Origin of the sequence: Nonomuraea sp. NPDC050227 (assembly GCF_044459705.1) — a bacterium.
Taxonomy (GTDB): Bacteria; Actinomycetota; Actinomycetes; order Streptosporangiales; family Streptosporangiaceae; genus Nonomuraea.
The window spans coordinates 195,886-213,014 of the sequence record NZ_JBITJF010000016.1 but is presented as its reverse complement, the minus strand read 5'-3'; the positions used below and the strand labels follow the sequence as shown (position 1 = coordinate 213,014).

The 17,129-nt window shown below is 71.1% G+C and carries 16 protein-coding genes; 8 read left to right on the top strand and 8 right to left on the bottom strand.

The window, feature by feature from the left end:
* Positions 1 to 26 precede the first annotated feature (26 nt).
* Positions 27 to 1,418, top strand: a complete 1,392-nt coding sequence (locus ACIBK9_RS45595; protein WP_364338258.1) for a peptide ligase PGM1-related protein — start codon at positions 27 to 29, stop codon at positions 1,416 to 1,418.
* Here ACIBK9_RS45595 and ACIBK9_RS45590 read toward each other — a convergent pair.
* Positions 1,390 to 1,620: an SCO4848 family membrane protein gene (locus tag ACIBK9_RS45590; protein WP_352326812.1), complete on the bottom strand. Its 231-nt coding sequence runs from the start codon at positions 1,618 to 1,620 to the stop codon at positions 1,390 to 1,392. The two genes, ACIBK9_RS45595 and ACIBK9_RS45590, sit on opposite strands and share 29 nt — an antisense overlap.
* Positions 1,621 to 1,818: 198 nt before the next feature.
* Here ACIBK9_RS45590 and ACIBK9_RS45585 point away from each other — a divergent pair, with 198 nt between their 5' ends.
* Positions 1,819 to 2,811, top strand: coding sequence for a D-alanyl-D-alanine carboxypeptidase family protein (locus ACIBK9_RS45585; RefSeq protein ID WP_397165254.1), 993 nt, complete (start codon positions 1,819 to 1,821; stop codon positions 2,809 to 2,811).
* Positions 2,812 to 2,847: 36 nt separating this feature from the next.
* Here ACIBK9_RS45585 and ACIBK9_RS45580 read toward each other — a convergent pair whose 3' ends face one another.
* Together ACIBK9_RS45580 and ACIBK9_RS45575 are read right to left on the bottom strand one after the other, a co-directional pair.
* Positions 2,848 to 3,858, bottom strand: coding sequence for a YihY/virulence factor BrkB family protein (locus ACIBK9_RS45580; protein ID WP_397165253.1), 1,011 nt, complete (start codon positions 3,856 to 3,858; stop codon positions 2,848 to 2,850).
* 34 nt (positions 3,859 to 3,892) lie between these two features.
* On the bottom strand, positions 3,893 to 5,173 hold the full coding sequence (locus tag ACIBK9_RS45575) for an amidohydrolase family protein (RefSeq protein ID WP_397165251.1): 1,281 nt from the start codon (positions 5,171 to 5,173) through the stop codon (positions 3,893 to 3,895).
* Positions 5,174 to 5,234: 61 nt separating this feature from the next.
* Between ACIBK9_RS45575 and ACIBK9_RS45570 the strand changes: the two genes are divergently transcribed.
* Positions 5,235 to 5,741, top strand: coding sequence for a MarR family transcriptional regulator (locus ACIBK9_RS45570; protein WP_352362035.1), 507 nt, complete (start codon positions 5,235 to 5,237; stop codon positions 5,739 to 5,741).
* Between the two features lie 58 nt (positions 5,742 to 5,799).
* Here ACIBK9_RS45570 and ACIBK9_RS45565 read toward each other — a convergent pair whose 3' ends face one another.
* Complete coding sequence (locus ACIBK9_RS45565) at positions 5,800 to 6,660, bottom strand: haloalkane dehalogenase (protein WP_397165250.1); 861 nt, start codon at positions 6,658 to 6,660, stop codon at positions 5,800 to 5,802.
* A 92-nt stretch (positions 6,661 to 6,752) separates the two neighbouring features.
* On the opposite strand from ACIBK9_RS45565, the gene ACIBK9_RS45560 reads away from it, so the two are divergent.
* From ACIBK9_RS45560 to ACIBK9_RS45550, 3 genes are all read left to right on the top strand, one after another.
* A complete protein-coding gene (locus tag ACIBK9_RS45560) occupies positions 6,753 to 7,226 on the top strand; it encodes a MarR family winged helix-turn-helix transcriptional regulator (RefSeq protein ID WP_397165249.1) in 474 nt (157 codons plus the stop codon).
* 134 nt (positions 7,227 to 7,360) lie between these two features.
* Positions 7,361 to 8,551, top strand: coding sequence for a helix-turn-helix domain-containing protein (locus ACIBK9_RS45555; protein WP_387669099.1), 1,191 nt, complete (start codon positions 7,361 to 7,363; stop codon positions 8,549 to 8,551).
* A 95-nt stretch (positions 8,552 to 8,646) separates the two neighbouring features.
* Positions 8,647 to 8,847, top strand: coding sequence for a hypothetical protein (locus ACIBK9_RS45550; RefSeq protein WP_358282364.1), 201 nt, complete (start codon positions 8,647 to 8,649; stop codon positions 8,845 to 8,847).
* 40 nt (positions 8,848 to 8,887) lie between these two features.
* Here the strand turns inward: ACIBK9_RS45550 and trpS are convergent, their stop codons facing one another.
* Together trpS and ACIBK9_RS45540 are read right to left on the bottom strand one after the other, a co-directional pair.
* Positions 8,888 to 9,892, bottom strand: coding sequence for a tryptophan--tRNA ligase (gene trpS / locus ACIBK9_RS45545; protein WP_364338250.1), 1,005 nt, complete (start codon positions 9,890 to 9,892; stop codon positions 8,888 to 8,890).
* 14 nt (positions 9,893 to 9,906) lie between these two features.
* The gene (locus ACIBK9_RS45540; RefSeq protein ID WP_397165247.1) at positions 9,907 to 11,220 is read right to left on the bottom strand and encodes a hemolysin family protein; all 1,314 of its coding nucleotides are present in this window, start codon (positions 11,218 to 11,220) and stop codon (positions 9,907 to 9,909) included.
* A gap of 86 nt (positions 11,221 to 11,306) precedes the next feature.
* Here ACIBK9_RS45540 and galE point away from each other — a divergent pair, with 86 nt between their 5' ends.
* Together galE and ACIBK9_RS45530 are read left to right on the top strand one after the other, a co-directional pair.
* The gene (gene galE / locus ACIBK9_RS45535) at positions 11,307 to 12,257 is read left to right on the top strand and encodes a UDP-glucose 4-epimerase GalE (RefSeq protein WP_357969772.1); all 951 of its coding nucleotides are present in this window, start codon (positions 11,307 to 11,309) and stop codon (positions 12,255 to 12,257) included.
* 219 nt (positions 12,258 to 12,476) lie between these two features.
* Positions 12,477 to 13,709: an MFS transporter gene (locus ACIBK9_RS45530; RefSeq protein WP_397165245.1), complete on the top strand. Its 1,233-nt coding sequence runs from the start codon at positions 12,477 to 12,479 to the stop codon at positions 13,707 to 13,709.
* A 34-nt stretch (positions 13,710 to 13,743) separates the two neighbouring features.
* Here the strand turns inward: ACIBK9_RS45530 and ACIBK9_RS45525 are convergent, their stop codons facing one another.
* Positions 13,744 to 14,718 (bottom strand): malate dehydrogenase, encoded by a 975-nt coding sequence (locus ACIBK9_RS45525; RefSeq protein ID WP_358282356.1) that lies wholly within the window; start codon positions 14,716 to 14,718, stop codon positions 13,744 to 13,746.
* Positions 14,719 to 14,773: 55 nt separating this feature from the next.
* Complete coding sequence (locus ACIBK9_RS45520; protein ID WP_397165244.1) at positions 14,774 to 16,876, bottom strand: serine/threonine-protein kinase; 2,103 nt, start codon at positions 16,874 to 16,876, stop codon at positions 14,774 to 14,776.
* Between the last annotated feature and the right edge of the window lie 253 nt (positions 16,877 to 17,129).

The following is a 17,129-nucleotide window of genomic DNA, read 5'->3' as shown; positions in this document are numbered from 1 at the left end:
TGAAGAATGCGTGTTTCACTCGCTATATGATCACTAATATCCCGTTCGGGGAGAAGTATGCCGGGTTGAGCATCTTCGAGCCGAGCGAGGGGACCCTGGTGGTCGTACCCTCGCTCTCCCTGCCGCAGGACGAGCTGCGCCGCATCACGGCAGCCCGGTCGTACGAGGAGCGCCTGCTCTTCCTCCTCCTGACGCTCCGGGAACCCGGGGTCAAGGTGATCTACCTCTCCTCCGCGCCGATCGATCCCGACATCATCGACTACTACCTCGGCTTCCTGCCCGACCCGGACGACGCCGCCAAGCGCCTGGAGCTCATCAGTCTCGACGAGCCCTGGTCGCAACCCCTCACCCGGACGCTGCTGCGCCGACCCGACGTCCTCGACCGGTTACGGTCGGCGATCGACGCCGACACCTGGCTGGTGCCGTTCGTCCTCAGCGAGACCGAGGAGGAGCTGGCCGCGTCACTCAACGTCCCCATCTACGGCCCCGCCACCGCGCTGGCCTACTACGGCTCCAAGAGCGGCGCCCGTGAGGTCGGGCACGAGGCCGGCGTGCCCATGGCGCGCGGTTTCGGCGACGTGCACAGCATCATCGCGATCGACGAGGCCATCGACTCGCTCCCCGGCGAACGGGTGATCGTCAAGCTCAACGACGGCTACTCGGGCCTCGGCAACGCCATCGTCGACAAGGCCGACCGCTCGCTGACCCGATTTTCGGCGGCCGGGGAGACCTGGACGAGCTTCACGACGAAGATCAGGGAACGCGGCGCGGTGGTGGAGGAGTTCATCGAACATCGCCCGCTCTACTACCCGAGCGCCCTGGCCCGAATCACGCCCGGCGGGCACGCGGCCGTGCTGGCCACGCACGACCAGGTGCTCGGCGGCCCCAACAACGACGTCTACCAGGGCTGCACGTTCCCCGCCGCCCCCGAGTACCGGCACGAGGTGGGCGAGTCGGCCGAGCGCATCGCCGCCATCCTGGCCGAGCGGGGCGTGGTGGGCCTGTTCGGCATGGACTTCTTCGCCCTCAAGGCCGACGCCGGGTACGCCGCGCTGCTGTGCGAGATCAACCTGCGGATCGGCGGCACGACGCACCCGTACGGCGCGGTGGTGCTGACGACCGGGGCCAGGTACGACCCGGCCACCGGCCTCCTGATGGCCGGGGACCAGCCGAAGTACTACACCGCGACCGACAACTGCTCCTCCTCCTGCCTGCGCGGCCGCACGCCGGGCGAGGTCATGCGCACCGCCCGGCGGCTCGGGATCGGCTTCGACGCCGACCGGCGCACGGGCAACGTCTTCCACCTGCTCGGCGCCATCCCCGAGTACGGCAAGCTGGGCTTCACCTCCATCGGCGACTCGCGCGAGGAGGCCGACGAGCTGCACGCGCTCACCCGCCGCCTTCTCTGCGACGCCTGATCCCCGCCTCCCGCAGTCCGCGCCACCCGATCACGGCCAGCACCGCACCGAGGATCACGTTGACCCCGATCAGGATCCCGTGCACGACGTAGAAGCCGGTGGGATGTCCGTCGGCCAAGTTAAACCCGAGGTTGATCCACTCGACGATCATGAACACGCCGAGGATGACGAGGAAACCGGCGATCTTTGGTGACATGGTCATCTCTCCAGTATCGAAGGCGGATCATCCGGGGAATGTGTCGCCACATGGGCATTCACACGGAGCTACGCTGAGACCGCCATGTGGACGAAATTTGTGCCGGTTACGGCACTTCTCGCCGCGGTCACGCTCACGAGCGGGACCGCATCCGCCGCCCCGGCGACACCCGTCGGCGGTGACGCGCTGGGAAGCCGTGGGCTGGTGCAACCCAAGGGTGTCAAGGCGCCCCCCGAGAGCAAGGCTACTTCCTACGTCATCGCGGACGTGGAGACGGGTCAGGTGCTCGCCGCGAAGGACGCGCACGGCCGCTACCTGCCGGCGAGCACGCTCAAGACGCTCACGGCGCTGACGCTGCTGCCGAAGCTCGACAAGAACCGCAGGGTCCGGCCCAGCCAGAACGCCTGCAACCAGGAGGGCACGGCGGTCGGGCTGACGCCCAAGATGACGTACAAGGTCGACGACCTGTTCCGGGCGCTGATGATGTCCTCCGGCAACGACGCGGCCATGGCCCTGGCCGAGACGAACGGCGGCGTGGCCCAGACCATGCGGGACATGAACGCCGAGGCCAGGCGGCTGCAGGCGTTCGACACGGTGGCCAAGACCCCGAGCGGCCTGGACAAACCCGGACAGAGCAGCTCGGCGTACGACTTGGCGCTCATCGCCCGCGCCGGCCTCGCAAACCCCGATTTTCGGCGATATATCAGTACAAAGGTTGCCAAGTTTCCGGCGCCCAAGGACTACTACGAGATCAGCAACCACAACAAGCTGCTCTGGCGCTACCAGGGCATGATCGGCGTCAAGAACGGCTGGACGTCCAAGGCGCAGGGCAGCTTCGTCGGCGCGGCCACCCGCGGCGGCCACACGATCCTCGTCACGATCATGCGGCACGAGGGCTACTTCTGGGACGAGGTGGCCAAGCTGCTCGACTGGGGCTTCACGGTCAGGGGGAAGGCGACCCCCGTCGGGCGGCTCGTCGAACCGGTGCCCGAGCAGGTGCGGGCCGCGCCGCAGGCGTCGGCGCCCATGTCGCGGGTGACGCCGGCCGCCCAGCCGCCGCTGCTGGACACGGCGGCCTCCAAGCAGACCGACTCCACCCGGACGGTCGGCTCGGCCGTCATCGGCGGCGGCCTGCTGTTCGGGCTGGTCTGGCTCGGCTTCGGCATCCGCCGCAAGCGCAACAGGTCCCGCCTCTGACGCCAGAGGGCGCGTCAGGGCCGGGTCAGGGCCGGGTCAGGGCTCCCCGGTCGGGTGCGGGGTCGTGCCCCTGCACTCGGGGCCGGCCGCCTGGCGCGGATCGGCCGCCGGCACCTCCAGCGGATCGCCGATCGACGGGATCGGCGACGGGGACGGCGGCGGGCACAACCCCGTGGTGGACGTCCACGCGGCGGCCAGCAGCACGAGCCTGGCCGAGAAGTTCATCCACACCAGCAACCCCACGATGGCGGCGAACGCGCCGTAGACGGGGTTGCTGAGCGTGGTGCTGAGCAGCAGGCTCGCCACCTGCTTGAGCAGCCCGAACCCGATGGCGCCGAGCAGCGCGCCCCTGACGATGACCTTGAACGGCTCGGCCGGCTTGGCGACCCAGCCGAGCAGGATCACGAACAGCACCCAGTCGGCCACGACGCTCGCCACCACCACGAAGATGCGGAACGCCTCGGTGCTGAGCGGCGAGTTGTCGCCGAAGACGTGGTCGAGCACCTTGTCCGTGACCGTGGTCGCGGCCCCGGACACCAGCGTGGACACGACCAGCGTCGCCCCGAGCAGGATGACCGAGATCAGGTCGCGCAGCTTGCCCAGGAAGTAGTTCGGGGGCGGCACGGTGGTCATCGACATCTCGCGCAGCGCCGCGCGCAGCGCGTCCATCGCGCCGAGCCCGGCGTACAGGAGGCCGAGGAGGCCGATGATGCCCGCCGTCGTCCTGGCGCCGGCGATCTGCTCCAGGTTGAGGTCGGTCGCCATGCCGGGGAGCCGTTCGTTGATGGCGGTCTCCAGCGCCTCCCTGGTGGCGCTGCTGGCGTCGAGGGTGTAGCCGAGCACCGCGTACCCGAGCGCGAGCAGCGGGAAGAAGGACAGGAACGAGAAGTAGGTGACCGAGCCGGCCAGCCGGTCGCCTCCCTGGAGCTGGTAGCGGCGCACGGCCCTGACCAGGTGGTCGATCCACAGCCTGCGGACCCGCCAGTGGTCGAGCGTCGTCCGGCCCCGGGCGCGCAGCGACGCGATCCGCTCGTTCAGACTCGCCATCACGCCCTCACCCCCGCCCGCCGGAGGCGAACGATCACCTCGTCACGGCGTCGGCCGATTCTGTCAGTGACGCGAGGACCGCCGCCAGATCCTGGTGGAGCATCTGCCCATCTCGCTTGACGACACGCCCGCCGACCAGCACGGTTTCCACGACACCGGGGTCGGCGTTGAGCACGACGGCGCCGATCGGGTCGTGCGCCGCCGCCATGCCGAGGGTGTCCGTGCGCAGCAGTTGCAGGTCGGCCTGCTTGCCCGGCCGCAGCGAGCCGACGACGTCGCCCAGGCCCACCACCTCGGCGCCCTCGACGGTTGCCATGCGCAGCACGTCGCGGGTGGTGAAGCCCATGCCGCCGCCGTCCGGCCGGCCGCGCTCCAGCAGGTACGCCGCCCGCATCAGGCTGAACATGTCGCCCGGCGCGCAGCTCACCGTGTCGATGCCGAGGCCGGTCGGGGCGCCCGCCGCCCTGGCCCGCCCGCTGACCGGGTAGCCGAGGCCGAGCGTCATCTCGTCCACCGGCGAGACCGACACGTTGCCGCCACTGGCCGCGACGCGCTTGAGGTCGTCGTCGGTGTAGCTGTTGGCGTGCACGTACGTGGTCCGCGGCCCGAGCAGGCCGTTCGCCTCCAGGAACGCCAGGCCGCGGGCGGCGCTGTCCGGGCCGCCCACGCCCATGTGCACGGTGACCGGCAGGTCGAGCTCGCGGGCCAGCCGCCATTCGGCCAGCGCGTGCTCTTCATCCACGATCTCCGGCCCGAGCGCGGCGACGACCATGGTGACCAGGCCGCCGCCCGTGCCGAAGTGCTCCTCGTGCACCCGCAGCCCCTCGCGGACGAGCCCGCCCGGCTCACCCCCGTGGCACCAGCCGAGCACGGCCCTGATCCCCGACTCGCGCAGCGCCCGCACGGTGGCCTCGGTGTGGGCGGGCGAGAGCTGGATGTGGGACCAGTCGAGCAGCGTGGTGATGCCGGTGTCGAGGCATTCCAGCGCGCCGGCGAGGTTGCCCGCGTAGACGTCGGCCGGGCGGTGGGCGGGGGCCAGCTCGCCGAGCACGCGGCTCAGGTAGCCGTCGAAGGCGACGTCGGGGGCGACCGCCCTGATGCCGGCCTGCCAGGTGTGCCGGTGGGTGTCGACGAACCCGGGCAGCACGATCCGCCCGGTCGCGTCGATCACCTCGGCGCCGGGGACGTCGGGCAGGCCGGGGCCCACCTCGGCGAGCACGCCGTCCTCGACGCGCACGTCGACCTGGCCGAGCACCACGGGCTCGGGCTCGGTGTCGATCACGGTGCCGTTCTTGATCAGCAGAGTCTTTGTCATGGCGAAAAGCTTCTCATTAAGCTTTTAAGAAAGCAATCTGGCGATGGGTATCCTCGTTGGCGTGAAACCGGATGAGATCGACGCGATGGTGCCGCGCTGGGTGGAGTCCGGGCTGTCGTCGTCGCTGATCGCCGGTCTGGAGCTGAGCAAGCGCCTGTCCCGGCTGCACCTGGTCTTCGAGCAGGCGATCAAGGCGGAGCTGGCCGAGCTGGGGCTGACCTACGCCGAGTTCGACGTGCTGGCCGCGCTCGCCCGCACACCCGCGCCGCACCGGATGAAGCCGAGCGAGCTGTCCAAGGCGCTGCTGCTCACCTCGGGAGGCACCAGCAACGTGCTCCAGCGCCTGACGGCCGCGGGTTACGTCGAGCGGGAGGCCAACGCGGGCGACGCGCGCAGCCGGTGGGTGCAGCTCACGGCCGAGGGGCGCCGGGTGGCCCTGGCGGCCCTCGACGCCTCCTCGCGGGCGCACGAGGAGGTGCTGGCCGGAGTGCCGGAGCAGGACGTCAGAGCCGCCGCCGACGCCCTGCGCGAGGTGCTCGCCCTCGTCGGCCGCCGCCGCTTCCGCTAGCCCGCCGCTTGCGCCGGCCCGCGCGCGGATCCGCCCGCCAGGCCGCCGGACGCGCCCGCTAGCTCGCACGCAGGGCGTGGCGGTCGGCCCAGGAGCCGATCGCCGCCGCGATGGCCTCCGGCCGGTCCTCCGGGGCGTGGTGACCCGCCGGGCCCAGGTGCTCGATCTCCAGGGCCGAGATGGTACGGGCGCACCAGTCGAGCACCTCGCCCTGGATCAGCAGGGTCGGCGAGGAGTCGAAGGTGAGCAGCAGCTTGGGCACCTCGTCGCTGTTCGCCAGCCACTTGTCGTAGCGCTCGACGGCCTCGGCCACGTCGGCCGGGTCGCCGTCGAGCGGGATCGAGCGCGCCCACTGCAGCAGCGGCCGGCGGCTCTCCCTGGTCGCGTACGCCTCCAGGTACGGCCGCAGTTCCTCCTCGCTCAGCGGGTTCAGCACCCCGCCCGTGTACGCCGTCCGCACCAGGAAGTCGTCGTCGAGCACCAGGCGCTCCCCCGCCTCGCTCCTGATCAGCTCGCCGCGGGCGCGCGGCCCCTCGCCCAGCTCGCTCCAGCTCATCGGCCGCACGATGGTCTCGAAGAAGGCCACCCCGCGCACCCGGCCCGGATGCCGCGCCGCCCAGTCGAAGGCCAGCGCGCCGCCCCAGTCGTGGCCGACCAGCACGACCTCCTCCAGGCCGAGCTCGTCGAACCAGGCGTCGAGGTAGCGGGCGTGGTCGGTGAAGCGGTAGGCCAGGTCGGGCCGCCCCGAGCGGCCCATGCCGATCAGGTCGGGCGCGAGCAACCGGCCGGATCCCACCCCGGGCAGCACGTTGCGCCACAGGTGGGAGGAGTTGGGGTTGCCGTGCAGGAAGACGATCGGCACGCCCTCCCCCCGGTCCTCGTAGTACATGGTCGAGTCCAGCACCTCGGCAACAGGCATGACGCGCCTCTTTCGTTCGTCACACTAACGTTTATGACACTAACGAATGTACATCGTTAGTGCGACTAACGCAACGGGATAGGATCACCGGCATGAGCCACGACATGTCCGACGCCGCCGACCGGGCCGCCCCCGACCGCCTGCGCGGCCTGCCGAGCCGGCTGCTGGCCCACGTCGCGGTGCAGGCCGACCGGCTGGTCAGCGACCGGCTCGCGGGCGCCGACGCGCGCAAGTGGCACTACGCGGTGCTCGTCGCGCTGCGCGAGTCCGGCCCGGCCAGCCAGGCCGAGCTGAGCCGGCTCACCGGCATCTACCGCAGCGACATGGTCGCGCTGCTCAACGAGCTGGCCGAGCGCGGCCTCGTCGAGCGCGCGCCCGATCCCGCCGACCGCCGGCGCAACGTCATCTCCATGACCGAGCGCGGCCGCGACCGGCTCACCCGGCTCGACGGGCTGGTGGACGACGTCCAGGACGAGCTGCTGGCGCCCCTGACCGGCCCCGAGCGCGACCAGCTCGTCGGGCTGCTCGGACGGCTGCGCGACCACCACTCCCGATCAGCCCAATAGCGGGCAAACCCTGGTGAAAGCCGAGGCGTGGGAGCTTGCCGACATACCTCCTGACCAGGGGGAACGCATGGCAGGGCCGCTCCGGTGACCCTAGCCTGTGCTGTGTTGGGACCAAGCCAGGAGGCGTCACCCCCATGACCGACATCAGCACCGGGCAGATGGTGCGACTCCAGCGCGAACGAAGGGGCATGAGCACGACCGCGCTGGCGACCCAGTCCGGCTGCACCACCCGGCACATCGAACTGATCGAACACGGAAAACGCACCCCCTCGCTGCCCCTTCTCCGCGAGATCGCCAAGGTCCTCGGCGTACGGACCGCCGTGCTCCTGGGCGAGACCCCCCGCGACTCCCACGAGCCCAGCAGGCCGCAGATCCGCGACATCGAGCGCGCCCTGTTCGCCTGCCGCGCCGGCGAGCCCGACCTCGAACCGCCCGACGCCGAGCAGCTGACCGAACGCGTGGCGGCGGCGCGCAACGCCTGGTTCACCTCGGCCCGCCGGTACTCGATCCTGATGGCCGCGCTGCCCTCGCTGGTCTCCGACGCCGAGAGCCTGGCGGCCGAGCGCACCCCCGCGGCCTACCGGACCGCGACGGACGCGTACATGCTGGCCAGAGGGGTGCTCAAGCACCTGCAACGGGTGGACCTCGCGCACCTGGCCGCCGACCGGGCCATGCGTTACGCCGAGGAGTCGGCCGACCCGCTGATGCTCGCCTGGGCCCACTGGAACCTCGGCCAGTCGATGCTCTCCGACGACATGCACCAGATCGCCCACGACGTGGCCCGGCGCGGCATCGAGATCCTCGAACCCCACGTGGCCGACGGCGACGTGCGGCACATCAAGGCGCTCGGCGCGCTGCACCTGCTGGCCGCCATCAGCGCGGCCAGGGGCGGCGACGACGAGCAGGCCAGGGAGACCGTGCGCGGCGCCGCCGCCCGGCTCGCCGACCGCGCCGACGACCACTCCGACGCCTACGACCTGGCCTTCTTCGGCCCCACCAACGTCGCCATCCACATGGCCAGCATCGAGCACGACACCGGCCGCCCCGAGGCCGTGCTGCGGCTGGCCGACGACATCGACATCCGCAGGACCCCGTCCATCGAGCGGCGCACCACACATCTGTGCCAGGTCGCCCGCGCCTGCGAAGACCTGGGCGACGACGCCGCGAGCCTGGTCTACCTGCTGCGGATCGAGCGCGAGAGCCCCGAGGAGCTCGACCACAAGCTGCTGCTGCGGGAGATGGTGCGCTCGCTGGTGCGCCGCGCGCGGCCGTCGTGGGCGCCGGAGGTGCGTTTCCTCGCCGAGCGCCACAACATCGACGTGTGAGGCCGTCCACCGAACTCTGAGTTCGCTCCGGCCGAACGGGGAGATCTGTCGCCGCGGTTCGTCACGGAGCGGGTCCGGGGTGGCACTGTGCGTCCATGACCACAACGCCGAGTGCTGACGTCGTCATGGAACGCCTGCTGGAGGAGGCCATGCGCGAGTTCCCCGGCTGGGCGTTCAGCCGGGGACGGTCGGGATGGACCGCCGTGTCGGGCGGTGTGCGGCTGACCGGCCGCAGCCTGGCCGCGCTCCGCGCCCGCCTGCGCGTACGCCCCCTCGACCAACGCGCACGCCTGTGACGACCGGAGGAAGGGCGGCAGGCCCGCCGCCCTTCCCGCCTCACACCTTGGGCAGGAAGCCCACCCGGTCGCGGACCTCGGCCATCGTCCGCCGGGCCACGGCGGCGGCGCGCTCGGCGCCGACGGCCAGCAGGCGGTCGAGCTCGACCTCGTCGGCCAGCAGCTTCTCCGTGCGCTCGCGGATCGGCGTGAACGTCTCCACGACGGCCTCGGCGACGTCCTTCTTGAACGTGCCGTAGCCCTGGCCCGCGTAGCGGGCGACCAGGTCGGGGATGGGCGTGCCGGTCAGCGCCGACTGGATGCGCAGCAGGTTGGAGATGCCCGGCTTGTTCTCCTCGTCGAACAGCACCTCCGAGCCCGTGTCGGTCACCGCGCGCATGACCTTCTTGCGCAGCGGCCCCGGCTGCTCCAGCACGTCGAGGATGCCCGCCGGGCTGGAGGACGACTTCGACATCTTCGCCGTCGGGTCCTGGAGGTCGGTGATCTTCTCGACCTCCTTGAGGATGTACGGGTCGGGCAGCGTGAAGGTGTCGCCGAAGCGGTGGTTGAAGCGCTGGCCCAGGTCGCGGGTGAGCTCCAGGTGCTGCTTCTGGTCGGCCCCCACCGGGACGGCGTTGGCCTGGTAGAGCAGGATGTCGGCGGCCTGCAGGATCGGGTAGGTGAACAGCCCGACGCTGGCCGCGCTCTCGCCGAACTTGGCCGACTTGTCCTTGAACTGCGTCATCCGGGCAGCCTCGCCCATGCCGGTGAGGCAGATCAGGATCCAGGCGAGCTCGGTGTGCTCGCGCACGTGCGACTGCACGAAGACGGTCGAGCGCTCGGCGTCGAGGCCGGCGGCGAAGAGCTGCGCGGCGGCCACCCGGCTGCGCCTGCGCAGGGCGGCGGGCTCGGTCGGCACGGTGATCGCGTGCAGATCGACCACGCAGTAGAAGGCGTCGTGGGTCTCCTGCATGGTGACCCACTGACGGACCGCACCCAGGTAGTTGCCCAGGTGGAAGGAGTCCGCGGTGGGCTGGATGCCGGAGAGAACACGAGGTCTGGCCATAGCAGGCAATTGTGTCAGGAATCCTGGTCGGGCGGCGACTCGGCGGCGGCCCGGCGTTTCACCCGCACCCGCGCGATCCGGCGCCCGTCCAGCTCGGTGACGGTCAGCTCGAAGCCCTGGATCTCCACCTGCTCGCCGACGCCGGGAACGTGCCCCAGCATCGCCATCACGAACCCGCCCAGCGTCTCGTACGGGCCGTCGGGCAGCCGTACGCCGGTCTCGGTGGCGAAGTCGTTGAGGTTGGTCAGGCCGTCGATCTCGATCTCGCCGGCGGGCAGGACGACGACGTCCTCCTCGACGTCGTACTCGTCCCTGATGTCGCCGATCAGCTCCTCGACCAGGTCCTCCATGGTGACGATGCCGGCGGTGCCGCCGTACTCGTCGACCACGATGGCCAGGTGCTGGCCCTCGTCGCGCATCTCGTTCAGGGTGCTCAGCAGGCGCTTGGAGGCGGGCACGAACTTGGCGGGCCGGATCGGCACGACCGCGCTGATGGGCTCGGTACGCCCGATCAGCTGGGGGTCGAGCAGGTCGCGCACGTGCACGAAACCGATGACCTCGTCGTATGAGTCGCGGTAGACGGGGAAGCGGGAGTGCGGGAGCGCGGCGGCCAGGTTCGCGGCCTCGGCCAGCGGCGTCTCGGCGTCCATGAACTCGACCTCGGTGCGGGGCAGCATGACCTCGCGGAGCTGGCGCTTGCCGGCGGCGAACACCTCGGCGATGAGCTTGCGCTCGTCGGCGGTGAGCTCGGCGTGCCCGACGACCATGTCGCGCAGCTCCTCGGTGGTGACCTCCTCGCGGTCGGCCTCCGGGTTGCCGCCGAGCAGCCGGACGACCAGGTCGGTCGACTTCGACAACATCCAGATGATCGGGCGCGACAGGGCGGCGATCCGGTCGAGGAAGGGCGCGACGAACAGCGACAGCCCCTCGGTGCGCTGGAGGGCCAGCCGCTTGGGGGCCAGCTCGCCGAGCACCAGCGAGACGTACGAGATGGCCAGCGTCACCAGCACGAGCCCGAGCACGGGCGCGACCGCGTGCGGCACCCCCCAGCGTTCGAGCACCGGGACGAGCTCCATCCCGAGCCGGTCGGCGCCGAAGGCGGCCGAGAGCATCGTGGCGACGGTCACCCCGATCTGCACCGCCGACAGGAAGCGGTTGGGGTCGCGGGCCAGCTTGGCCACCCGCTCGCCCCTCCGGCCGCGCTCGGCGAGCTTGCGGACCTGGCTCTCGCGCAGGGAGACCATCGCGATCTCCGCGCCCGCGAAGAACCCGCCGACCAGGATGAAGAGCAGGACCAGGGCGATGTTCGCCGCGAGGGTGTCAAACATGGTGGTTGGCAGCGTACTCGGCGGGTTTCCCGCGTATGCTGAACGGCAAGCCGTACAAAATCAAACATATGTAAACAGGAGTACACATGAGGCTGTTGGTCACCGGAGGCGCCGGGTACGTCGGCAGCGTCGTCGCCGCGCAGCTTGTCGAGGCGGGGCACGAGGTGACCGTGCTCGACGACCTGTCCACGGGCCACGAGGACGCGGTGCCCGAGGGCGCCCGGTTCGTGCGTGAGTCGATCACGAACGCCCACGACGCGCTCGACGGCATGGACGCCGTGCTGCACTTCGCGGCCAAGTCCCTGGTGGGCGAGTCGGTGGAGAAGCCGGGCCTTTACTGGGCGAGCAACCTCGGCGGCACGCTGGCCCTGCTCGACGCGATGCGCGACAAGGGCGTGCGCCGGATCGTCTTCTCCTCCACGGCGGCCACGTACGGCGAGCCCGAGCGCTCCCCCATCGAGGAGGACGACCCGACGCGCCCGACCAACCCCTACGGCGCCTCGAAGCTGGCCGTGGACACCGCCCTGAGCGCCTACGCGGGCATCCGCGGGCTCGGCGCGGTGAGCCTGCGCTACTTCAACGTGGCCGGCGCCTACGGCCGCTTCCGCGAGCGCCACACGGTCGAGACCCACCTCATCCCGAACGTGCTCAAGGTGGCCACCGGCGAGCGCGACTCGGTGAGCGTCTTCGGCACCGACTACCCCACGGCCGACGGCACCTGCGTGCGCGACTACGTCCACGTCGGCGACCTGGCGCGGGCGCACCTGCTGGCGCTGGAGGCGGTCGCCGAGGGCGAGCACAAGATCTACAACCTGGGCAGCGGCACCGGGTTCAGCGTGCAGGAGGTGATCTCGGTCTGCCGCGAGGTCACCGGCCACGAGATCCCGGTCGTCGTCGGCGACCGGCGGCCCGGCGACCCGGCAGTCCTGGTGGCCTCGTCCGCGCGGATCCAGCGCGACCTGGGGTGGAAGGCGGAGCGGGCGGCGCTGCGCGACATCGTCTCCGACGCGTGGACGGCACTTTCCGGGAACGCCTGATCTGGACGGCGTTTATATGCTGTGATACCGAAATGTGAGGAGCTTTTCACCAAGGGTCACGAAGCTGCTCTTTGGTGCCCTCATCCTGCTGGGCAGCCTCGCCGCGGCGGCCGGGGTGCTCTACGCGACCTCCCAGCCCGCGCCGGCCGCCCAGCCCGTCCCCTCCTGTCCTGGGGCGGACGAGAAGGACGTTTCCCCACACAAGTAACCTGTTCCGCCGTGTCACTCCTCCCCGAGAGCGGGCCCGTGCGCGCGCTCACGTACGCCACACTCCTGCGTTCCCTCGGCCGCGGCCTGTTCGTCACGGTGAGCGTGCTGTTCTTCAAACTGTCGGTCGGCCTGTCGGACGGCGAGATCGGGCTGGGGATGACGATCGCCGCGGCCGTCGGGCTCGCCGCCGGGCTGCCCGCCGGGCGGCTGTCCGACCTGGTCGGCCCGCGCGGGGTGCAGATCGCCTTCTCCGCCGCGGGCGGGTTGCTGGTGCCGGTGTACGCGCTGGTGTCGGGGTTCGCCGGGTTCGTCGTGGTGGCCACGCTGGTGACGTTCGCCGAGGCCGGCGAGGGCACCGCGCGGGCGGCGCTGGTGGGGGGCGCGGTGCCGGCGGCCGACCGGGTGCGGGTGCGCGCGTACCTGCGGGCCGTGACCAACGTCGGCTGGTCGGTCGGCGGGCTCGGGGCGGGCGCGGCGCTGCACTTCGACAGCCGTCCCGTGTACCTGGGGATGATCTTCGGGTGCGCGCTCTGCTACCTCGGGAGCGCGCTGCTGGGGTTCCGGGTGCCGGCCGTCGCGCCCGTGCCGCGCAAGGCGGGCGAGCCGGTCTGGATCGTGCTGCGCGACCGGCCGTACGCGGTGCTGGCGGTGCTCAACGCGGTGCTGTTCATGCAGAACGGGCTGCTCACCATCGCGATCCCGCTCTGGGTGGCCGGCCGGACCTCGGCGCCCACGTGGACGGTGGCGGCCGTCGCCATGATCAACACCGTCACCGTCACGGTCCTGCAGGTGCGGCTCAGCCGCGGCACCGACGACGCGGCCGGCGCGGCCCGCGCCCAGCGCCGCTCGGGCGTGTTCCTGCTGCTGGCCTGCGTGCTGCTGGCCCTGGCCGCCGGACAGCCGGCCTGGGTGGCGGTGGTCGCCCTGTTCGGCGGCGCGCTGCTGCACGTCTTCGGGGAGCTGCTGCAGGCCGCCGGCTCGTGGGGGTTGTCGTACGAGCTGGCCCCGCCGCACGCCATCGGCCAGTACCAGGGCCTGTACGGCATGGGCCAGCAGGTGTCCAACATCGTCGTGCCCGCCGTCATGACCACGGTCATCGTGGGCTGGGGGCTGCCGGGCTGGCTGCTGTTCGGCGGGGTCTTCCTGGCCGCCGGGCTGGCCGTGCCGCCGGTGACGCGCTGGGCCGAGCGCACCCGCGGGGCCGCGCTCCCCCTCACGACGGCGGACGCGCGCCCCCGCTGAGCCGGGGACGCGCGTCCGAGGTGTCGCGCCGGGTTCAGATGAGGCCGAGCTCGCGGACGGCGTCGCGCTCCTCGGTCAGCTCGCGCACGCTGGCGTCGATGCGCTCGCGGGAGAAGGAGTCGATCTCCAGGCCCTGGATGATCTCGTACCGGCCGTTGACCGAACGCACCGGGAAGGACGAGATGAGCCCCTCGGGCACGCCGTACGAACCGTCGGAGACGACGGCGGCCGAGGTCCACTCGGTGCCGTTGACCCAGTCGTGGACGTGGTCGATCGCGGCGTTGGCGGCCGAGGCGGCCGAGGAGGCGCCACGGGCCTCGATGATGGCGGCGCCGCGCTTGGCGACCGTCGGGATGAACGTCTCGCGCAGCCACTCGCCCTCGACCTGCTCGGCCGCGATCTTGCCGCCGACCTCGGCGTGGAACAGGTCGGGGTACTGGGTGGCGGAGTGGTTGCCCCAGATGGTCATCTTCTTGATCTCGGTGACCGGGACCTGGAGCTTGGCGGCGAGCTGGGACAGCGCGCGGTTGTGGTCGAGGCGGGTCATCGCGGTGAACCGCTCGGCCGGGACGTCGGGCGCGTGCTGCTGGGCGATGAGCGCGTTGGTGTTGGCCGGGTTGCCCACGACCAGGACGCGGATGTCGTCGGCGGCGTGCTCGTTGATCGCCTTGCCCTGGGGGCCGAAGATGCCGCCGTTGGCGCCGAGCAGGTCGCCGCGCTCCATGCCGGCCTTGCGCGGCATGGCGCCGACCAGCAGGGCGACGTTGGCGCCGGCGAAGGCCACGTTGGCGTCGTCGGTGATCTCGATGCCGGACAGCAGCGGGAACGCGCAGTCGTCGAGCTCCATGGCGGTGCCCTCGGCCGCCTTCACCGCCTGCGGGATCTCCAGCAGGCTCAGCTTGACCGGGACGTCAGCGCCGAGCAGCTGTCCCGACGCGATGCGGAACAGCAGTGCGTAGCCGATCTGACCGGCGGCCCCGGTGACGGTTACCTTGACGGGCGTGGCCATGGCCTTCCCCTAACTCGCTGGATGAATTCGTTGGACTTTCGGATGTTACCGCTCGTCATCCGCAGGGCTCCATCGCGGGCACCTTCAGCTCGGGCTGGAAGTCGACCTTGTCGAAGTGGCTGCTCAGGAGCTTCTTGATGGCGCCCGTGCGGTAGAGGTCGGCGATGACGCCCTTGACCGCGGTGCAGGTCTTGGCGTCGCCGTCGCGGATGCCGACCGCGTACCGCTCGTTGTCGAGCTTGGCGCCGATGATCTTGTAGCGCATGTTCTCCCGGCTGGCGAACCCGGCCAGGATCAGGTCCTCGCCGGGCACCGCGTCGACCTTGCCGTTCCTGAGCAGGTCCATGCAGGCCGCGTAGTTGCCGGCGGTCACGGGCTCGACCTTCACCCGGTCCTGCACCTCGCCGACCGTCGGGGTGTCGAGCGCGCAGATCTTCTTGCCCTTGAGGTCGTCCAGCGAGTCGATGCCGGTGCCGGCGCGGACCAGCACGTCGCGGTGGGCCACGTAGTACGGCCCGGCGAACCTGGTCTCGCTCTTGTCCACCGAGTACGTGGCGACGACCAGGTCGACCCTGCCCTCGGCCAGCGCGGCCGCCCGGTCGTTCCGGCCGACCCGGGTGAACACCGTCTCCTCGGCCCCGAGCGCGGCGGCCACGAGCTTGGCCACCTCGACGTCGAACCCGCTGAAGTCGTCGCCGTTCTGCAGGCCGACGCCCGGCAGGTCGCCCTTGACGCCGACGATGATCTTTCCGGTCTGGGCCACCTTGTCCACCACCGAGGCGAACGTGGGGGGCCGCGAGTTCTTCTTTCCCGTCGGCACGGGGGTCACGACCTCGCCCTTGAACGCCAGCGGCGACCAGCCGTTCGCCATCGCCGCGACGGCCACTACCGCCAGCATGACGAGCGCGGCGGCCAGCGCGAGCCACACCTTGAGCCGCCGCCGGCCGCCGGACGGCACCGGCTCGTCGAGGGGCCTCGCCGCCGGGCCCTGGCCCTGGCCCTGGCCGGACTGCACGGTCTCCACACGCCCGGAGACACCGGTCCCGGTGCCGGTCGTGTGCGGGGTGCCGGTCGTATGCGGAGTGCCGGGGCCGGTCCCGGTCGAGTGCGGGGTGCCGGTGCCGGTCGGGTGTGCGGACCTGGCGCCGGTCGGGTGCGCGGAGCCGGTGCCGGTCGTGGCCGGGTGGGCGGGGGCGGCGCCAGCGGCCGTGCCGGACGGGTGGCCGGTGGCCTGCGTGGCGGGCCGGTCGGTGATGGACGTGGCCGACACCCGGGTGAACGGCGTCGTGTCGTCGCCGGCCACCTGCACGCCCCTGGTGAGCACCGCCGTCGAGGCCCCGGCCGCCGTGCCGGTCTGCCCGAGCAGGCGCAGCAGGAGCTGGTCGGCCGAGGGACGCTCGTCGGGCGACTTGGCCAGCGCCGAACGCACCACGCCCCGCAGCGGCTCGTGCATCATCTCCACGTCGACCTCGTGGTTCAGGATGCGGTTGAGCACCACGGCGATCGACTTGCCCTCGAAGGCCGCCTTCCCGGTGGCCGCGAAGGCCATGGTCGCGCCCCAGGCGAACACGTCCGTGAAGGGCCCGATGTCGTCGCCGGCGATCTGCTCGGGCGCCATGTAGGCGGGCGTGCCGATCGCGCGGCTGGTGATCGTGCCGGTCGAGTCGATGATGCGGGCGATGCCGAAGTCGACCACGCGCGGCCCGTCGGCGGCGATGAGCACGTTGTCTGGCTTGAAGTCCCGGTGGACGATCGAGGCGTGGTGGATGGCGGTGAGCGCGGTGGCCGTGCCGATGGCCAGCCGGTCGAGCACCGTGCCGCTGAGCGGGCCGTCGGTCTCGACGATGTCGCGCAGCGCCCGCCCGTCGATGTACTCGCTGGCGATGTACGGCGTGTCGCCGTCGAGGTCGGCCTCCATCACCCGCGCGGTGCAGAAGGAGGCCACCCGCTGGGCCGCCTTCAGCTCCCTGGCGAAGCGCGACCTGGCGATCGTGTCACCGCTGAACTTCACGTGCAGCAGCTTGATCGCGGCCCGCTCGCCCTGCTCGTTGACGCCCAGGTAGACGATCCCCTGGCCGCCCTCGCCGATCCGTCCGGACAGCCGGAACGATCCCAGCAGCGCTGGATCGCCGGCCACCAGCGGCGCGATCTGCGGCATTCGTCTTTCCCCACGTTCACTGAACCCCAACCACGCAAACTTTACGACGCTCAGCAACTTCCCAGGGATCCGTTAACCGTTCGTGACTCACCGGTTTTTGCACAAAGCCCGTACACAGCGTCCATTCGGGCCCTGTAACAGCGGTCTTGACTGGTTGGTCGCAGATCACGGATCGGGTCTTCGACGACCTCCTCGCACGCCGCGGACATCAGGGGGCAATCAGGAAATCCTCCTTCCAACCTGGCGTCCCAGC

Coding starts and splice junctions, on each gene's coding strand:
- trpS (WP_364338250.1), bottom strand. CDS start 9,892: ATGGCCAGACCTCGTGTTCTCTCCGGCATCCAGCCCACCGCGGACTCC.
- ACIBK9_RS45525 (WP_358282356.1), bottom strand. CDS start 14,718: ATGGCCACGCCCGTCAAGGTAACCGTCACCGGGGCCGCCGGTCAGATC.
- ACIBK9_RS45540 (WP_397165247.1), bottom strand. CDS start 11,220: ATGTTTGACACCCTCGCGGCGAACATCGCCCTGGTCCTGCTCTTCATC.
- ACIBK9_RS45550 (WP_358282364.1), top strand. CDS start 8,647: ATGACCACAACGCCGAGTGCTGACGTCGTCATGGAACGCCTGCTGGAG.
- ACIBK9_RS45560 (WP_397165249.1), top strand. CDS start 6,753: ATGAGCCACGACATGTCCGACGCCGCCGACCGGGCCGCCCCCGACCGC.
- ACIBK9_RS45580 (WP_397165253.1), bottom strand. CDS start 3,858: ATGGCGAGTCTGAACGAGCGGATCGCGTCGCTGCGCGCCCGGGGCCGG.
- galE (WP_357969772.1), top strand. CDS start 11,307: ATGAGGCTGTTGGTCACCGGAGGCGCCGGGTACGTCGGCAGCGTCGTC.
- ACIBK9_RS45565 (WP_397165250.1), bottom strand. CDS start 6,660: ATGCCTGTTGCCGAGGTGCTGGACTCGACCATGTACTACGAGGACCGG.
- ACIBK9_RS45575 (WP_397165251.1), bottom strand. CDS start 5,173: ATGACAAAGACTCTGCTGATCAAGAACGGCACCGTGATCGACACCGAG.
- ACIBK9_RS45595 (WP_364338258.1), top strand. CDS start 27: ATGATCACTAATATCCCGTTCGGGGAGAAGTATGCCGGGTTGAGCATC.
- ACIBK9_RS45520 (WP_397165244.1), bottom strand. CDS start 16,876: ATGCCGCAGATCGCGCCGCTGGTGGCCGGCGATCCAGCGCTGCTGGGA.
- ACIBK9_RS45590 (WP_352326812.1), bottom strand. CDS start 1,620: ATGACCATGTCACCAAAGATCGCCGGTTTCCTCGTCATCCTCGGCGTG.
- ACIBK9_RS45555 (WP_387669099.1), top strand. CDS start 7,361: ATGACCGACATCAGCACCGGGCAGATGGTGCGACTCCAGCGCGAACGA.